Annotated in this window: 13 protein-coding genes; 9 read left to right on the top strand and 4 right to left on the bottom strand. The window is 59.8% G+C overall.

Annotation, left to right across the window (positions count from 1 at the left end):
• Window positions 1–3 precede the first annotated feature (3 nt).
• The 4 genes from AC0L2C_RS21095 to AC0L2C_RS21080 all read left to right on the top strand — a co-directional run bounded on the left by AC0L2C_RS21095 (window position 4) and on the right by AC0L2C_RS21080 (window position 6,238).
• The gene (locus AC0L2C_RS21095) at window positions 4–972 is read left to right on the top strand and encodes a formylglycine-generating enzyme family protein (protein ID WP_287241514.1); all 969 of its coding nucleotides are present in this window, start codon (window positions 4–6) and stop codon (window positions 970–972) included.
• 382 nt (window positions 973–1,354) lie between these two features.
• Window positions 1,355–3,439: an adenylate/guanylate cyclase domain-containing protein gene (locus AC0L2C_RS21090; protein ID WP_287241515.1), complete on the top strand. Its 2,085-nt coding sequence runs from the start codon at window positions 1,355–1,357 to the stop codon at window positions 3,437–3,439.
• Between the two features lie 451 nt (window positions 3,440–3,890).
• On the top strand, window positions 3,891–5,231 hold the full coding sequence (locus AC0L2C_RS21085; RefSeq protein ID WP_473524328.1) for a DUF3300 domain-containing protein: 1,341 nt from the start codon (window positions 3,891–3,893) through the stop codon (window positions 5,229–5,231).
• 20 nt (window positions 5,232–5,251) lie between these two features.
• Entirely contained in the window at window positions 5,252–6,238 is a 987-nt protein-coding gene (locus tag AC0L2C_RS21080) for a DUF2950 domain-containing protein (RefSeq protein ID WP_473524327.1), read from the top strand.
• Between the two features lie 250 nt (window positions 6,239–6,488).
• On the opposite strand, the gene AC0L2C_RS21075 is transcribed toward AC0L2C_RS21080, so the two are convergent.
• Window positions 6,489–8,138 (bottom strand): alpha/beta hydrolase, encoded by a 1,650-nt coding sequence (locus AC0L2C_RS21075; protein ID WP_473524376.1) that lies wholly within the window; start codon window positions 8,136–8,138, stop codon window positions 6,489–6,491.
• 200 nt (window positions 8,139–8,338) lie between these two features.
• Here AC0L2C_RS21075 and AC0L2C_RS21070 point away from each other — a divergent pair, with 200 nt between their 5' ends.
• Window positions 8,339–9,055, top strand: coding sequence for a winged helix-turn-helix transcriptional regulator (locus AC0L2C_RS21070; RefSeq protein WP_473524326.1), 717 nt, complete (start codon window positions 8,339–8,341; stop codon window positions 9,053–9,055).
• On the opposite strand, the gene AC0L2C_RS21065 is transcribed toward AC0L2C_RS21070, so the two are convergent.
• A complete protein-coding gene (locus AC0L2C_RS21065) occupies window positions 8,967–9,491 on the bottom strand; it encodes a PTS sugar transporter subunit IIA (protein ID WP_287055665.1) in 525 nt (174 codons plus the stop codon). The genes AC0L2C_RS21070 and AC0L2C_RS21065 overlap by 89 nt on opposite strands.
• Before the next feature lie 431 nt (window positions 9,492–9,922).
• On the opposite strand from AC0L2C_RS21065, the gene AC0L2C_RS21060 reads away from it, so the two are divergent.
• From AC0L2C_RS21060 to AC0L2C_RS21050, 3 genes are all read left to right on the top strand, one after another.
• Window positions 9,923–10,336, top strand: a complete 414-nt coding sequence (locus AC0L2C_RS21060; protein WP_128170655.1) for a DUF5602 domain-containing protein — start codon at window positions 9,923–9,925, stop codon at window positions 10,334–10,336.
• Window positions 10,333–10,857 carry a plastocyanin/azurin family copper-binding protein gene (locus AC0L2C_RS21055; RefSeq protein ID WP_287067154.1) on the top strand — a complete coding sequence of 175 codons (525 nt, stop codon included), beginning with the start codon at window positions 10,333–10,335 and terminating at the stop codon, window positions 10,855–10,857. The genes AC0L2C_RS21060 and AC0L2C_RS21055 overlap by 4 nt, the downstream gene beginning before the upstream one ends.
• 107 nt (window positions 10,858–10,964) lie before the next feature.
• Window positions 10,965–11,783, top strand: a complete 819-nt coding sequence (locus AC0L2C_RS21050) for an ATP-binding protein (RefSeq protein WP_128172559.1) — start codon at window positions 10,965–10,967, stop codon at window positions 11,781–11,783.
• 14 nt (window positions 11,784–11,797) lie between these two features.
• Here the strand turns inward: AC0L2C_RS21050 and AC0L2C_RS21045 are convergent, their stop codons facing one another.
• Window positions 11,798–12,649, bottom strand: coding sequence for a LysR family transcriptional regulator (locus AC0L2C_RS21045; RefSeq protein ID WP_473524325.1), 852 nt, complete (start codon window positions 12,647–12,649; stop codon window positions 11,798–11,800).
• A 162-nt stretch (window positions 12,650–12,811) separates the two neighbouring features.
• Between AC0L2C_RS21045 and AC0L2C_RS21040 the strand changes: the two genes are divergently transcribed.
• The gene (locus AC0L2C_RS21040; protein ID WP_473524324.1) at window positions 12,812–13,108 is read left to right on the top strand and encodes a hypothetical protein; all 297 of its coding nucleotides are present in this window, start codon (window positions 12,812–12,814) and stop codon (window positions 13,106–13,108) included.
• Between the two features lie 245 nt (window positions 13,109–13,353).
• On the opposite strand, the gene AC0L2C_RS21035 is transcribed toward AC0L2C_RS21040, so the two are convergent.
• Window positions 13,354–15,393, bottom strand: coding sequence for a family 16 glycosylhydrolase (locus tag AC0L2C_RS21035; protein ID WP_473524323.1), 2,040 nt, complete (start codon window positions 15,391–15,393; stop codon window positions 13,354–13,356).
• Window positions 15,394–15,582 lie beyond the last annotated feature (189 nt).

The following is a 15,582-nucleotide window of genomic DNA, read 5'->3' as shown; positions in this document are numbered from 1 at the left end:
ACGATGCGTCAAGTTGTGGAACGCCAGGCTCAATCTACACAGGTCGAAGAGCCATTCCTGAACATGGTCTGGATTCCTGGCGGTACATTCCTCATGGGATCGGACAAGCACTATCCCGAAGAAGCCCCGGCGCATAGCGTGACAGTGGGCGGCTTCTGGATGGACGTCTGCACCGTCACCAACCGCGAGTTCGCTCGCTTCGTCGACGCAACTGGTTACGTCACCTCGGCCGAACGTCCTGTAAATCCCGACGATTATCCCGGAGCGAAGCCGGACATGCTGGCGCCATCGTCCGTGGTGTTCAGCAGGGCCAAACAGGGTGTCGATCTTCGCGATCACTACAATTGGTGGGTCTACGTGCGCGGCGCCAATTGGCGCCATCCGCGCGGGCCGGCGAGTTCGATCAAGCGGCTGGCCGACCATCCGGTCGTGCATGTGAACTTTGAGGATGCCGAAGCCTACGCATCGTGGGCGGGCAAGCAATTGCCCACCGAGGCCGAGTGGGAATTCGCGGCGCGTGGCGGGCTCGACGCGGCCGAATTTGTCTGGGGCGGTGAAATGGCGCCCGCTGGCCGACACATGGCCAATACCTGGCAAGGCGAGTTCCCATGGCAGAATCTCTGCGAGGACGGCTACGAGGGGACGTCACCCGTCGGCTCCTTTGCCGCCAACGGCTACGGCCTCTACGACATGGCTGGCAATGTCTGGCAGTGGACCACGGACTGGTACCAGGAACACGGCAAGATCGACAGCCCGTGCTGCACGGTTGACAACCCCCGCGGTGCCAAACGGGACGACAGCCTCGATCCACGGCAGCCGCAGATCAGGATACCGCGCAAGGTGATGAAAGGCGGCTCGCATCTTTGCGCGCCCAACTATTGCCGGCGCTACCGCCCGGCCGCCCGAATGGCGCAGCCGATCGACACGTCGACGTGCCATCTGGGGTTCCGCTGCATTGCACGCAGAACGTGACAAATACTGCTAAAAAGACCCGGCACGAGACCGATCTCGGCCCGGCTACCCGAGGCGATCGTAAAACATATCGACCGCTTCAATCCCGGTGACACCTGGGAAGTGGTGGCCGATTGAGGAAAACCGCGTTCCATCTGCCAACGCTAATATCAATGTATCGAGAAACGGTTTATTTTCGAGTCGATCGGTAAAACGCTGTGCTGTGGCAGAAGAGGTCTCCAATGCGATCTGACCTGAAGCGCCTTGTTCTTTATTTTGCTTGCCGCGCCATGCTCACATTCCCTGTTCGCGCTGCAGATGTCATTTCTGCCGCAGCGGGTTAGCGGGTTAATTGATGTCTTCTATGGAGGCGGCTGGATCGTTTCGACCCGCGCGCTGGGGCTTGGCGGCGAAGCTGTTTACAACCCTCGTCCTGCTCGGCGCTATCGCGGTGCTGGTGACCGGGGTGCTCGGTTACTTCCGCGCACAGAATGCTCTCGAAAAGGCAGTCTTCGACCAGCTCACGGCCGCCCGCCAGACCAAGACGCGCCAGGTTGAAACCTACTTCCGTACGATACAGGCCGATCTGCGCCTGCTCGCCACCTCCAAGATGGTGGTCGATGCGACGCGCGAGTTCCGGATTGCAGTCGACCAACTTGACCGGGCGGGCGTGCCGCCCGAACTGCAGAAGAAGGTCGGCGATTGGTACGCCGCGAACTTCATCCCCCAGATGACGCGTATCCTGGGCAGGGAACCAGCCCTGTCGGACTACCTGCCGGTCGGTGGCGCCCCCTACCATCTGCAGTATCACTACATTGTGGAAAATCCGAACCCGGCGGAACGGCGCAAGCTTCTGGACGACGCCGGCGACAGGAGCGACTACAGCAGGCTGCACGCCGTTTATCATCCATTGATGCGCGCCGCGGCTATGACCGTCGGCTTTTTCGATTTCATGATCGCCGATTCCAAATCCGGTCGCCTGATCTACACCGTCCAGAAGGAGGTCGACTTCACCACGTCCCTCCAGTTCGGTCCGTACCGCCGCTCCAACGCCGCCGCCGTCGTCGCCCGCTGCGCGGAGAGCGCCGACCGATCGGCCGTCTGTCTCGAGGATTTCGCTCCTTATGCGCCCTCTGGCGGCGCGCCGATTGCCTTCATGGGAGCACCGGTGATCGACCAAGGGATCGTCATCGGCGTGCTGATCGCGCAATTGTCGAACGAGGAGATCGACGACGTTGTCACCGGCGGTCGCCGCTGGCGGCAGGAGGGGTTCGGCGAAACGGGTGAGGCCTATCTCGTGGGGCCCGATTATCTGGTTCGCTCCGGCCCGCGGGCGTTCTACGAGAACCGGGAGACCTACTTCGCCGAACTAAAGTCCGTTGGCGCCGACGACGAGGAGCTCGACGCAATTCAGCGTTACGGGACGCCAGTGCTGCATCAGCGCATTGACACCAAGGCCACTCAGGCGGCACTGGCCGGTGTCGAGGGCACCGGCGAGATCATCGGATACCGTGGCGTCCCGACGCTCGCTTCGTGGGGGCCGCTGGCGATTCCCGGCGTCACCTGGGCCCTCGTCGCCAAGATCGACAGCGCCGAGGCCTTCGCGCCGATCGCCCGGCTCCGCCAGGATCTGCTGCTTGTAGGGGGACTGGCCCTGCTGGTGGTGGCCGCCACCGCCGCGTGGCTGTCGCGCGCGCTGCTCGGACCGATGCGCGAGCTCACTGCCGGAGTAAAACGCTTCGCTGCCGGCGACTATCGCGCCAGCGTGCCAGTGCGCACGCGCGACGAAATCGGCCAGCTGTGCGCAGCTTTCAACGGCATGGTCGAGGATCTGCGCGAAAAAAATGTCGTCATCGAGAACAAGAACCGCGAGAATGAGGAGCTGCTACTGAACGTCCTGCCGGCGCCGATCGCCAATCGGCTGCGCGGAGGCGAAGAGAGGATCGCCGACGGCTTCGCGGAGGTCACGGTGGCCTTCGCCGATCTTGTCGGGTTCACCGCTCTCACATCGGAGATGCCGCCGCAGGAGGTCGTGACGTTTCTCAACGGGCTGTTCACGCGCTTCGATGCCGCGGCCAACGATCTCGGCATCGAGAAGATCAAGACTGTGGGCGATGCCTATATGGCGGTGTGCGGTCTGCCCGTGCCGGTCGCCAACCACGCCGAGCGCATGGTGCGCATGGCCATCCGCATGGTCCACATTACCCGCGAGCACGCCATGGAGCACAACGTCCCGATGAAGCTTAGGGTTGGCGTCAACAGCGGGCCGGTGGTGGCCGGCGTCATCGGCAAGAGCAAGTACATCTACGACCTGTGGGGTGACACGGTGAATCTCGCGAGCCGCATGGAATCAGGTAGCATTCCCGACGCGGTTCAGGTGACGCGGGCCGTCTACGAGCGGCTTAAGGACCAGTTCGTTTTCGAGCCGCGCGGCGCTATAGAAGTCAAGGGCAAAGGGAAAGTAGAGGCCTGGCTCTTGAGGTTGTAGAGTCGCCTCGATCGAAGTGGAGGACATGGTCACCGGCCGCCGCTTCACTTGGCACGGCAAAATTCAGCACATCCATCTCGATCCGTTTACAAGCCTTATGCAGTGTGGCGACTTATCCCGCCGGGAGCACACGGGCGGTCTCGACCAGACGCTTGAGGCGGCTTCGAACCAGCCTTCTCGACGCTCCGCGTATTCTGCGGGACATCTCTTATCGGCGCGATATGTCGAGCATTGGATCCAGAGTAGGCACCGGCGAGATGCAGTTTTCCGCTCACCGCCAATTGTGCGGTCGCCCGCATTTGGCTGCTCGCGTTCGACGTAAATTACATAGAGTCGCTGGTGCAGCAGGGTCTATTGGCGCATCGTTTCAGCCTGCGGACAGGCGTCCTCGTTGGTGCCGGCCTTTCGGCGCAAAGGCTGCCCGGACAGAGACCGACAGGGAGGATCGAGCATGACGGGCAATGACTTGTTGAAGATCGGCGCTGCGGCGCTGGCGCTGCTGCTTGCCGGGTTTGGTTCGGCGCATCCTGTCCTTGCACAAGAACAGGTCGCGGCGGCTGACGCATCCGCCGATGCGGCGGCCTCGCCGGAGCCGTTGAGCGCCGACGAGATGGAGGTTCTGGTCGCGCGCATCGCGCTCTACCCGGACGAGCTGATCGCGGTGATCACTGCGGCTGCGCTTTATCCGCTGCAGATCGTCGAGGCGGCGCGCTTCCTCGACCGCTACGAGAAGGACAAGAGCCTGAAACCCAAGGACAGCTGGGACGGCTCAGTGGTGTCGCTGCTCAACTATCCGGACATCGTCAAGATGATGAGCGACGACCTCGAATGGACGCAGACGCTCGGCGATGCCATCGCCTACCAGCAGAAGGACGTGCTGGTTGCCATCCAGCAGCTGCGCGACGAGGCGGTTGCCAAGGGCGTCATCAAGACCGACGACAAGATCCAGGTGGTCAAGGAGAACGACAATTTCGTCATCAAGTCGGCGAGCCCCGAGGTGATCTACGTCCCGCAATATCCGCCGCAGATGTTTTATGAGCCGGATTACGTCTGGGAACCGATCCGCTATTATCCTGATCCTTACCCCTATTATTGGTATCCGGGAGCGACCTTTTTCGCCGGGGCGGTGACGGGCGCCATCTGGGCCGCCGCCGTCGACTGGGACGACTGGGGCGTGTGGGGCGGCCGCTGGAACGGCAACGACATCGACATCGACTGCAACAACTGCTTCAACAACCGCGACTTCAACGGCAATATCAACATCAACGACGTCGACTGGAAGAATGTCGATCGCAGCAAAATCAAGATCGACCGCGATCAGTTGAACAAGTTCGACCAGAACAACATCAAGAACAGGATCGAGAAGAATGGCGACAACGCCATCCGCGACCGCGCCCGCGACATCAAGAAGAACGACAGCCTCGCCACCAGGGCGCCGGGCAAGACGGCGGGAACGAGAGACGTGCGCAAGAGCACGCTCGACGGGCTGAAGGCCAAGCCCGCCAACGTGACCCGCCCCGCCAAGCCCGCCAACATCCAGAAACCTGCGGCCAGGCCTACCGCCAACCGCCCGGCGGCGAAGCCGGCCAAGGTGAACCGTCCGGCTGGCAAGCCAAAACCTGCGGCAAGGGTCGACAACCGGCCGAAGAAACCGTCGGGGCTTGGCAACGTCGATCGCGGCAAGGCGACCAAGGTCAGCTCCAACCGTGGCCACAAGTCGATGGGCGGCGGCCAGCGCGGCGGTGGCGGCCACAAGCAGATCAAGCGCGGCGGCGGCGGACGCGGGCGTTAACGGAACGGGAGGACAGGATTATGACACAGATGTTCAGCACCACCCGTCACACGGGAGTTTTGCATACGATCCTTCTCCGCTCTGTCTGCGCGGTGGCGCTTGCAGTGGGCATCGCCGTCTCGCAGCCAGCCGCTGCACAGGATGCGCCGGATGCGCCGGAGATCACCGCCTTTGCGGCCGCCGCCGAGCCGCCTGTCTTCGATACGCCCGAGGCAGCGGTCGAAGCATTCAAGCAGGCGCTCAACGACGCCGGCAACGGTGCGGTTGCGGCCCTACTCGGCCTCGATGCGGAAAAGCTGAAGGCCGACGAGAACGCGGACGAGACGCTGGCGGCGATCAAGGAGGGTGTGGCCAAGCAGCTTGTCCTCGATGGCGAGGGCGACCGCCGCACGCCGCAGATCGGCGACAAGCTGTGGCCGCTGCCTTTTCCGATCGTCAAGGGCGAGGACGGCAAGTGGGCTTTCGACACCTATGCCGGGCTCGAAGAGATCGTAAACCGGTATGTCGGCGAGAACGAGCTCACCGCGATCGAGACGATGCGCGCCTATGTCGATGCGCAGGAGGACTATGCGGCTCAGGACCGCGACGAGGACGGCGTGGAGGAGTACGCGCAGAAGCTTATCAGTACTGAAGGCATGACCGACGGGCTCTACTGGCCGACCGACGACATCAACGGTGAGAGTCCGGCCGGCGGCAATATCGATCAGGCCGAACTTCAGGACGCGGCCAAGGGCGAAGGCTATTTCGGCTACAAATACAACATCCTGACCGGCCAGGGCGATCATATCGCTGGCGGCGCCTACGACTACGTGATCAACGGCAACATGATCGCCGGTTTCGGCCTCATCGCCTGGCCGGCCAAATATGGCGAGACAGGCGCAAAAACCTTCGCCGTCAACCAGCACGGCGTCGTCTACGAGGCCGATCTCGGGCCAACCACCGAGCAGATCGTCAAATACATCGACCGCTTCAATCCGGACGATACGTGGCAGGTCGTGGGCGATTGAGAGAAATGGATCAAAAGCCGGGTTATTTCGAGTCGATCGGCACCAGGTCCTGCTGGTTTCTGACGCTTATCGTCAGCGTGATCACTTTGGTACCGGCCGGACCACAGTGCTTCAGGGCATAGTACACTTGGTCATCTTCGCAGTGTTCTTGTTTTTCGCTGCCGTGCCGTGAGGCCTCACCCCCTTCAACGCCCGGGATGGTCGTGAACGGCATACGTCCAGGCGCTTGGCCTTCGCCAGCCGCGCCCCTTCACCGCCGTCGCAAAAATTCCAGCTTCAGCCGGTTGATCTGCTCCGCGGTCCATCCCCGAACGTCAGTCACTTCGATCCAGGCATCGATGTAATGCTCCGGCGCATATACATGGCCGTACCCCATCGGGGCCGTTGTGGCCATCGCCATGTCGACGGTGAGCTGGAGAAGCGTCACGACCGGATACCATTTGAGCTCGGGAGACACGTCGGAACCGCGCGGTCCCGCCAACCATTCCGGCTGTCGGTACAGGGACCGGTAGTCGAAGAACGTCACCGGGTCGCTCGCATATTGAAGATAGACGATCCGCATCGGTCCCCAATGTGCGTCCGGGATCGCCAGGCCGTTCTCCTGGCTCGTGAACCGCACATACGACCCGTCCCTGAAGCGTGGCAGCCAGGCTGGCGATCCTCGCTCGCGGTCGCCGGTGACGGAACGCCAGATCCTGCTCGGAAATGGCGGGCCGCTCCAAAGTGCCCCCTGATACGGGTCGCCGATCACTTCGAACAACTCGGCGGATTGCTCGGAGCTCAAGGCGCCAAGGCTCAGCCCATGCAAATAGAGCCTGGGGCGCCTTTCCTTGGGAAGCGTGGTCCAATACGCGTAGACTTCCGCAAACAGGGCGCGAGCTCCCTCGGCGCCATAGCCGGGCTCGACCAGGAGAGACAGCCAGCTTGTGAGATACGAATACTGCATGGCGACGCTCGCGACGTCGCCGCCGTGGAGATATTCGACGGTGTCCATTGCAGCAGGGTCTATCCAACCGGTGCCTGTCGGCATCACCACGATCAGCACCGAGCGATCGAATCCGCCGACGCGCTTGAGCTCCTCGAGGGCGAGCTTTGCGCGCTCCTCGGCTGTCTCCGCAGACCGCAATCCGACATAGACGCGGATCGGCTCACGCGCATCCATCCCCAGGAACGAGCCTAAATCCTTGCTCGTCGGCCCGGTCGCGATGAACTCCCGTCCCGCCCTTCCTAGTTCGTCCCACTCGATCAGCGAGGTATCGCTTCCGGTCTTGCTGGGGTCGGCAGGCTGTTGGGTCTCGGGCTCGATCAGTTCATCGAATGCCTGGAAGGACGAATCCGCGGCATGGAGCGCAACCCTGAAGAAAACGCCGTTGACCACTGTCCAGAATAACGCAGCCGCAGCGGCAATGCCGATCACGTATGACACGCGTTTCGGCACCATCCGGCCAAGCATTCGCGAGATGAACAGGAACGTGACCTGAAACAATCGCGCCAAGAGTATCAAGAGCACGAAGGTCAGCAACGCGATCAGACCGACCTTCAGGGGGTGCGCAGTGTCTACCGGCTCGAGCCTCATGAGCTGCCGGATCGAATTTTGCCATTCAGAAGCCTGCCAGAGAAACGCGACGGCAACCAGGATGCAGGTGGCCGCAGCGACGAGTTTGATGGCCCGCAAGATGCGGCCGGTGGGCTTGGGCAACTCCAGATAGTCGGCCAGCCAGCGCCCGAACACGCCAAGCCCATATCCGGCCGCGAAAGAACATCCGGATAGAATGCCTTGCGTCACAAACGTGCGTGGAAGCAGGGTAGGGGTGAGCGAGGCCGCAAAGAAAAGTGTTCCGATCAGCAGGCCAGCGGCTGAGAAGGAACGCCAGAACCTGAAGATCCAGAATAGCCTCATTGGAGCGGCCACGTGCGATCGCTGGAGTGCTTCGAGGCAGCTTGCCGTGCAAGATGCGTCGGCGCAACCCGCAACTGCGCGGAACCACGGCGACGCCACGAACTCGATACCAATCTGGAGCAGTCTTCTTTCCAAACTTTAGGGGTGCGGTCGCTCGCCGTTCACCGCGCGTGTCAAAGGAGACTGAGCAGCGCGGCACGATGGCCGAGCTTCATCGTTTGTGGAGGTTAGAAATGGAGTTTGGAACAGAAACGCCACAACTCACAAAGCGCAAGGACAAAGGCTTACTGTATATCTGGCGATTCCGCGATGTGCGATGCTTGCCAGCGATGTGCGCGGAGGTGCGCTTGGATTACGCTACGGCCCCTTCCGGCCATCCTCTGTTAGGAGTGTTGCGCAGAACGACAATTGGATGGAAACAGGTGGACAAACGGCCATGGCGGCATCACCTGACGACGCTGCTGCTGCTGCGCGCGGGCTATGCCTACGTGCCCTACAAGCTCGCTGGAGAGCGTGATCGAGCAGAACAAGGAAGTTATTACCTGTCGCTTCGGCGGACGCAGGGGACGATCCGGATGGATGCGCCGGACTGGAACCCATGGCTGGAGTTCTTCCTGCGGGCCTTGCAGAGCCAAAAACAGCACCTCGAGAAGAAGATGGAGCGCGAGCAGGTCATGCTCGCTGCGCTGCCGGAGTCATCGGTCCCGATCCTCGAACTGGCGAGTGAGCATGGCCGGGCTACGGTGGCCGAGACCGCGAGGGTCAGCGGCGCGAGCCGCAACACGATCAAGGACCATCTGAAGGCGCTGGTCGAGCAGGGCCATCTGACTAGGCATTGCTCAGGTGCCTGGACACCAGAACGCCAGGCTCGAAGCAGCAAGTATGCAAATTGGTGGAAATTGCCGGAACCGGCTTAGCTTCGAGAATCGCCAACGCCTCATCGGATGTCCGTGCCTGTCGGAGTCGCGCCCGAACCTGAGATGCCCGAAGCAGCCGGCATATTTGGGAAAGGGCAGGGAGGAAGGCGGACGTGGCAGAGGCCGGCCAAAGTATAGTGTAAATGAGGTCAACGGGATCGTCGTCCGGGCCGTCGAAATCGATAGGCTGAGCCAAACGTGTCAAAGACGCGGCAGGCGAAGAGATCATACCGAGCAGAGCGTGGGGGATCGCGACGCCACGACCGATGCCCGTCGAGCCGAGACACTCACGGTCGAAAAGACCACGGATAACCATCTGCTCGTCAAGCCCATTTCTCCGAGCAATCCTGATCGCAATTCTTGACAAGGCTGATTGCTTTCCCTTCGTCACAAGATCAAGCGAAATGTCTTCTTCTGACAGGATGGGGGAGATCATCAGGGTCAACCTCCGTGTCGATCCAGACGCGATCGCAAATGAGCGTTCAGCCGCACTGGTCAAGCAGGACAGAGTTCTCTGTGGACTGAAGGAGTGGAGATGAGGCTGGCTGTCCCGGACGCGAACTCTCTCGCGTCCGGGCTAATGGCCGTTTTGAGGCGTTTAGGCTCCCGCCGGAAATTGAGGCTGAAAATATTCATAGCAATTCAGAGGTAGTGGAAGATATTTTGAAAATCAAGCAAAACAGGTACGGGCCTGACTAACAGAAATAATGCTTTTAAATGCCAGTTATTTTCGTTTGACGAACAGAACAGTCTCCTGCTTGCTAGCTGGGCGCGAACATGCCGTGTCAGAAAGTGAAAATCGAATTTTTAGACGGACTTCCAGATCTTCAGCCGTCGCAATTTTTATTTCAACCAGGAGATGCCGTGATGAAAAAACTCGTCCTCGCAGTTGCCTTGACAGTGGGCAGTTCGCTTTGCGCCATGGCGGCGAATGAGGTCACCAAAGCTCCGCCAGCCGCTCCTTACGAACAGGTCAGCAAGCTTGTGAAACTGCCCGACTTCCTGCCGGGCATGGGCCAACTTTTCGTCGATCCGACGACATTGCCTGCCGGACCATTCCTTGCCTATGACCACGATGGCGAGCTTGTCAGCACGATTTACATGCTGCCGATCAAAGACCTCAATCCGGACAAGCGTTTTGACGACCTCGCTTCACCCGGCGGCAATGTCGACCATGTGGACGTCTACTACAATGCCGGCCATCCGGGGGTAGAAGAGCCGCATGTCCATGTCGTGCTGTGGCATGCTTCGGCGGCTGACGAGGCACAGGTCGCCAAATGACACTGACGCGTCGTGAGATACTGGGCGCTGGCGGCGGGCTCGCCGCCGCCCTTTCCCTCTCTTCTCTGGCCGTGTTGGGTGGCGAGATGATCGAAGTCAAGATGCAAGGGCGCGACGACGGTTCACACGTCTGGTTCGACCCGATAGGCATTCTGATCAAACCAGGACAGACGATCCGCTGGACCAATCTCAATCCCGGCAATTCGCACACGACGACGGCATACAATCCCACAAACTTCGAGCGGCCGCTCCGCATGCCCAAAGCGGCAAAATCTTGGGATTCTGACTATCTACTGCCCGACGAAAGCTTTTCGGTTACTTTCACCGAGCAGGGGGTCTATGATTATTACTGCATTCCGCATGAGCATGCTGGAATGGTCGGTCGTATCGTCGTCGGCGAGCCCGAGGCGCATGACTGGACGAAGCTAACCGGAGCGAAGGGAGACCTACCGGAAGAGGCCGTCAAGGCCTTTCCGATGGTCGAAGACATCATGACGAAAGGGATCGTGCGGCGCGCCTAGGCATGCGTGCAGGATGCGTGACACCAGCAACAGGAGAACCCAAACGACGATGCGAATGGGAGCCCGAGTTTCCTGTTTGTCGTCAATGATCGATAGGGGCGACCATCATGACCGGCAGCGCGTTTCCATACGATAATGAAACACGAGCGAAGCGCGACGAGCGTCAGGTAGATATGCCTCTCGGTGCTCGGGCCGCAGCCCAACAACGTGAGCGTGCCACACATCGGCTTGCCGCCTTAGGCGAGATGACTGGCGGTATTGCCCATGATTTCAGAAACCTCCTGGCAGTCATCGGATCCGGCCTGAGGCTTGCCGAAATAAGAGCCGAGGAGCCCGAAAGCGTGAGGACCTACATTGCTGCAGCGCGGCAGGGAATCGATCGAGGTATCGAACTGACGTCACTGGTACTGGCCTTCGCAAAACATCAGGAACTCGAAATCCACGCTGGCAATTTGAATGAATTCCTCAGGTCTTTTGAGCCTTTCCTGAGATATGGCGCAGGCCCCGATGTCCGCGTCAAGCTGGAGCTTGGTTCCGATATCCCGAACTGCTTGATCGACCCGGCGCTGTTCGACTCTGCAGTGCTTAATCTCGTAATGAACGCACGAGATGCGATGCCAAGTGGCGGGGAGATCCGCGTCACCACTGAGCGATTGGTGCAGACGGCCCCGACGCCTGACCTGCCCGGGCCCGAAACCTACGCATGCGTTCGCGTCAAGGACGATGGTTGCGGCATGGCTCCGGAAGTCTTGCGAAAGGTATTTGATCCTTTCTTTACGACGAAGGGTGAGAAGGGCACCGGGATAGGGATGTTGCAAGTGCAGGCATTGGCGCAAATGGTTGGTGGTCGGATCCGGATAAAGAGTGAGCGAGGGATTGGAACAACGGTCGACCTTCTGTTCCCGTCAATCCAAGCGGACCTTTAGACGCCCAACAACTCCTACAATTTGATGTCGGCGCTCGCGACGGAATGCAATCCTGCCAGGGCAGGACCTACCACGCTCTCGTCCGCACTTGCGGATTGCACCGCGTAAACCGGATAGGAGAACTGCGGCATTTCAGGCACAAGGTGCAGCCGGCCGGCCTCCATGTGAGGCCGCACAGAACTCATCCTGAAATATCCGGAGCCGCCAGTCGCAAGAACATAGCTCAGTGCGAGCGGACCGAGATCGAAAGAAAGATCCGGAGCAGCACTCGGGAAATTCATCCCGTGGTGAAGTTCAAAATCCGGCCCCCAATCCATATAAACATAATCGGATTCGTCCAGGAGGCGCGCTTCGGAATTGGTCGTCACGAGGACGAGTTTTTCCTCCAGAAGCAGATCGATTTTCAAACCCGGTCTGTGGGGGGGCGCGTACATGATAGCCAAGTCGACCATTCCTGACGCGACCTGATTGATCAAATCCTTCGGCACATCGACGTGTACTCGAAGTGCAATGTCCTGAAGCGACCCGCGCATCCATCGGACCCAATCGAGCAGAAGAGGTTGCGCTAGGCTGACTTCGCTGCCGACCGTCAGAACAGCTCGACGTCCCGGGGGCACGGCAACCTGGTGAAGGGTGCGTTGCCATAGTTGGACGAACATCGGGGCGTGGCGCAGAAATTGCTCACCGGCCGGGGTGAGAGAAGCTCCGCCTTTGTGGCGAACAAAAAGCGCGCGGCCCAATTGCTGCTCGAGGCTGCGAATCCGTGCGCTTACGGTCGTCTGGGCGACATTCAAGCGCTCCGATGCCCGAATGAAACTCCCTGTCGAAACGATCTCGATGAAAGTCCGGGCGAGTTCAATGTCCATAAAACATATAGCATAAAAATTGCGTTTAAATGTCAATCAATTTCGTTTGCTAGATAGCTAGTCAGAGCAATAGGCTTCGAGATTATCCACCCAGCTCTGCGCTGAATGCTGCGCAGCGCCGGTGGGAGGGAGCGCAAGCAAATGACCGACAGGAGTTCGACCATGTCCCCAGTGCAGCAGGAACTTAGCGTCACCAGTGGTTTGCGCACGGTTGCACCCGCCCAGTACTATTCAAAGGTCGTGAAATTCATCGACGAGGTCGCCAAGGAGGCGGCCAACGATGCACCGACCTCGGTTGAAATCTTCTCTGACAGCGGCCACTGGTACTGCCGGGTTCGTCGCGGCGGTGAAAAGACCCGGCCGATGGGTCCCTATACCAAACAACAGGCCGAGCGGATCCAGGAAGCTCGGAGAATGTCGATCGCAGAAAGAGGAACCTCTCGGATCATGTTCGAGTAAGCGAGGATCTCACGATCACGCCGGCCGGCGCACTCACTCTACATGATGGTTCGTCATCGAATTTTTGAAACGTTGCGGCAGACCTGAGGACGTCGTCAGATAGAGATTTGATACGTATCGCCTAGCAATATAATTTGAGCATTGCTCGAAAAGAGGTCACCGGTTTTTCGAACAAAGCGATGCGCAAACAAGAAGTTACAGCGGTGCTTGATCTCTTTTTCACGCGCATCGCTGTAGGTGTCGGATCAGATCACGAAAAAATCGTCGGCCAGCAGCGTCGGCCTGTTCGTCAGCGTCGCGAGCTGTGTCACGCCGCCTGCGACGTTTCCGTTGGAATCGTAAAACAACGCACCCGTAACCTTGTCATAGACGATGTGGTCGTCGGCGTCGTGCGCGCTAGTCCCAGCGAAGAAGTACCCTGGCTCGAGGGCTCCGGTGGCTCCAAGCCCCTGCATTATCGAATTCTGGAGCCTGAATGTATCGGCCGTATGGTTGAAATCCGTGATGATGTCGCGGTTGGCCACTGAGAGCGGCGCGCTGAAAACGAAGAAATCGTTGCCGGCGCCACCAGTAAGCCGGTCAATGCCCAGGCCGCCCGTTAGTGCATCGTTGCCACCCCGCCCAAGCACGGTATCATTGCCTCGGCCGCCGTCCAGTTTGTTGTCGCTGTCGTTGCCGTCGAGCACGTTGTCGAGGGAATTTCCCGTGGCTCCGACGTTGGCGTTTCCGGTCAGACGCAGATTTTCTACCAGCCGGCGATCGACCGCCAGTGAGTACGTGACCAAGCTGAAAATCTGGTCGAGGCCCGCTTCGTCGATGACGTTGTCCAGCACATTGTCCACATAATAGGTATCGTTGCCGGCTCCGCCATTCATCTGGTCGGCCCCGGTCCCGCCATCGAGAAGGTCGGCGCCATCATAGCCCGCTAACCGGTCGCTACCCGCCCCGCCCCTTATGGTGTCGTTGCCGGCAAGGCCGACAAGCGTGTTGTTCCCATTGTTCCCGGTCAGCTCATTGTCGGAAGAATTGCCGCGACCATCGATAGCGGCAAGGCCGATGAGAGTCAGATTTTCGACATAGGATGGCAGTGAATAGGTGATCGAGCTGAACACCCAATCGTTGCCCGCCGCATCGGCCTCGACCACGCGGTCGAGCGCATTGTCGACATAGTAGGTATCGTTGCCTGCGCCGCCCTCCATGCTGTCGATTCCGACCCCGCCGTCGAGCAGGTTGCTGCCAGCGTTGCCGACCAGCCTGTTGTCGAGTTCGTTACCAATCGCGTCGATGTCGGCAACGCCGGTGAGTGTGAGCTGCTCTATTTGCTGGCCGGACAGCGAATACGTCATCGAGGTGATGACCAGATCGATGCCGGCGCCCTTAGCCTCGATGACTACGTCGAATGCGTTGTCGACGCGGTAGGTATCGTTGCCGAAACCGCCGGACATTTTGTCAGCACCAGCTCCGCCGTCCAGAACGTCATCAAAATTGCCGCCGTTCAGGATATCCGCCGCATCCGTCCCGGTCGGGTGCTGCTCCATCACGTCCGGCGCAGCATAGGCTCGCACGTAGTCGACGACCATGTCGTACGTGCCGGAAGCCTGCTCGGAGGAATACATGCTTAGCGTGACCAGCATATAGAGCGGCGTGCGGAAAAAGTCGCTCATTGGAAAGCGGCTCAGCTCTTTGCCGTCATAATATGTGGTGATCCAGTCAGTCGTTATCCTCGCGCCGTACGTGTGAAACGCTCCGTCGAACAGCGAACCGTCGAGGCCCGTATAGTTGCTTTCCCAAGCGTGGCTTTCCTTATTGCTCAAGTGCACCGCCTGGTGATGAGCATCGGGATCGCCGCCATACGCTTCAACGATGTCGACCTCGACGCGTGGCACAGTCTGATCGGGCGACAGCATCCAGAAGGCCGGCCACGCTCCCGCTCCGCCGTGAAAGGCGGCGCGCATCTCGAAATACCCGTACTTTTGCGCGAAACCCTCGCCGGCGCTGTTAACCGTTTGCATCGTTCCCGACTGCCAGGCGCCGTCCACCTGCTTCATGGTTATCGTCAGAAGCCCGTCAGAGACGGAGAACGGGTTGGTTTCTCCGACCGGCGGCATGTACTTTGCGGCCCCCGCGGGGGCGTGAACAGGCGCGAACCACTTACCGGTGCCGTTGTTCGGCACGACATCAAGCGTATTGAACTCGTCGGAAAAGGAGAGGTTGAACCCGGAGAGGTTCAGCTCCGATCCTTTGTACTGTTCGGTCCAATCGCCAGGAAGGGCAATCGCAGCCATTGATGGGCTCCTCGTTCTCGCAACATTTTCGCGGTTGACCCCACCAATATCTAATCGTTCATTTGTTAACGGAACGGTAATGGACACCGATTCCGCCGCAAATGGGTCAGTGCGCTTATCCCCCAGCGCTTCACGAGAAATTTGGGAGAAGTCGCAAATCGGTTGACGTAGCCGGGACTCGATACTGCG

The sequence above is a fragment of the Mesorhizobium sp. WSM4845 genome, assembly GCF_055811455.1.
Note: the sequence above shows the minus strand (reverse complement) of the source record. Positions and strands in the feature narration are given on the sequence as shown.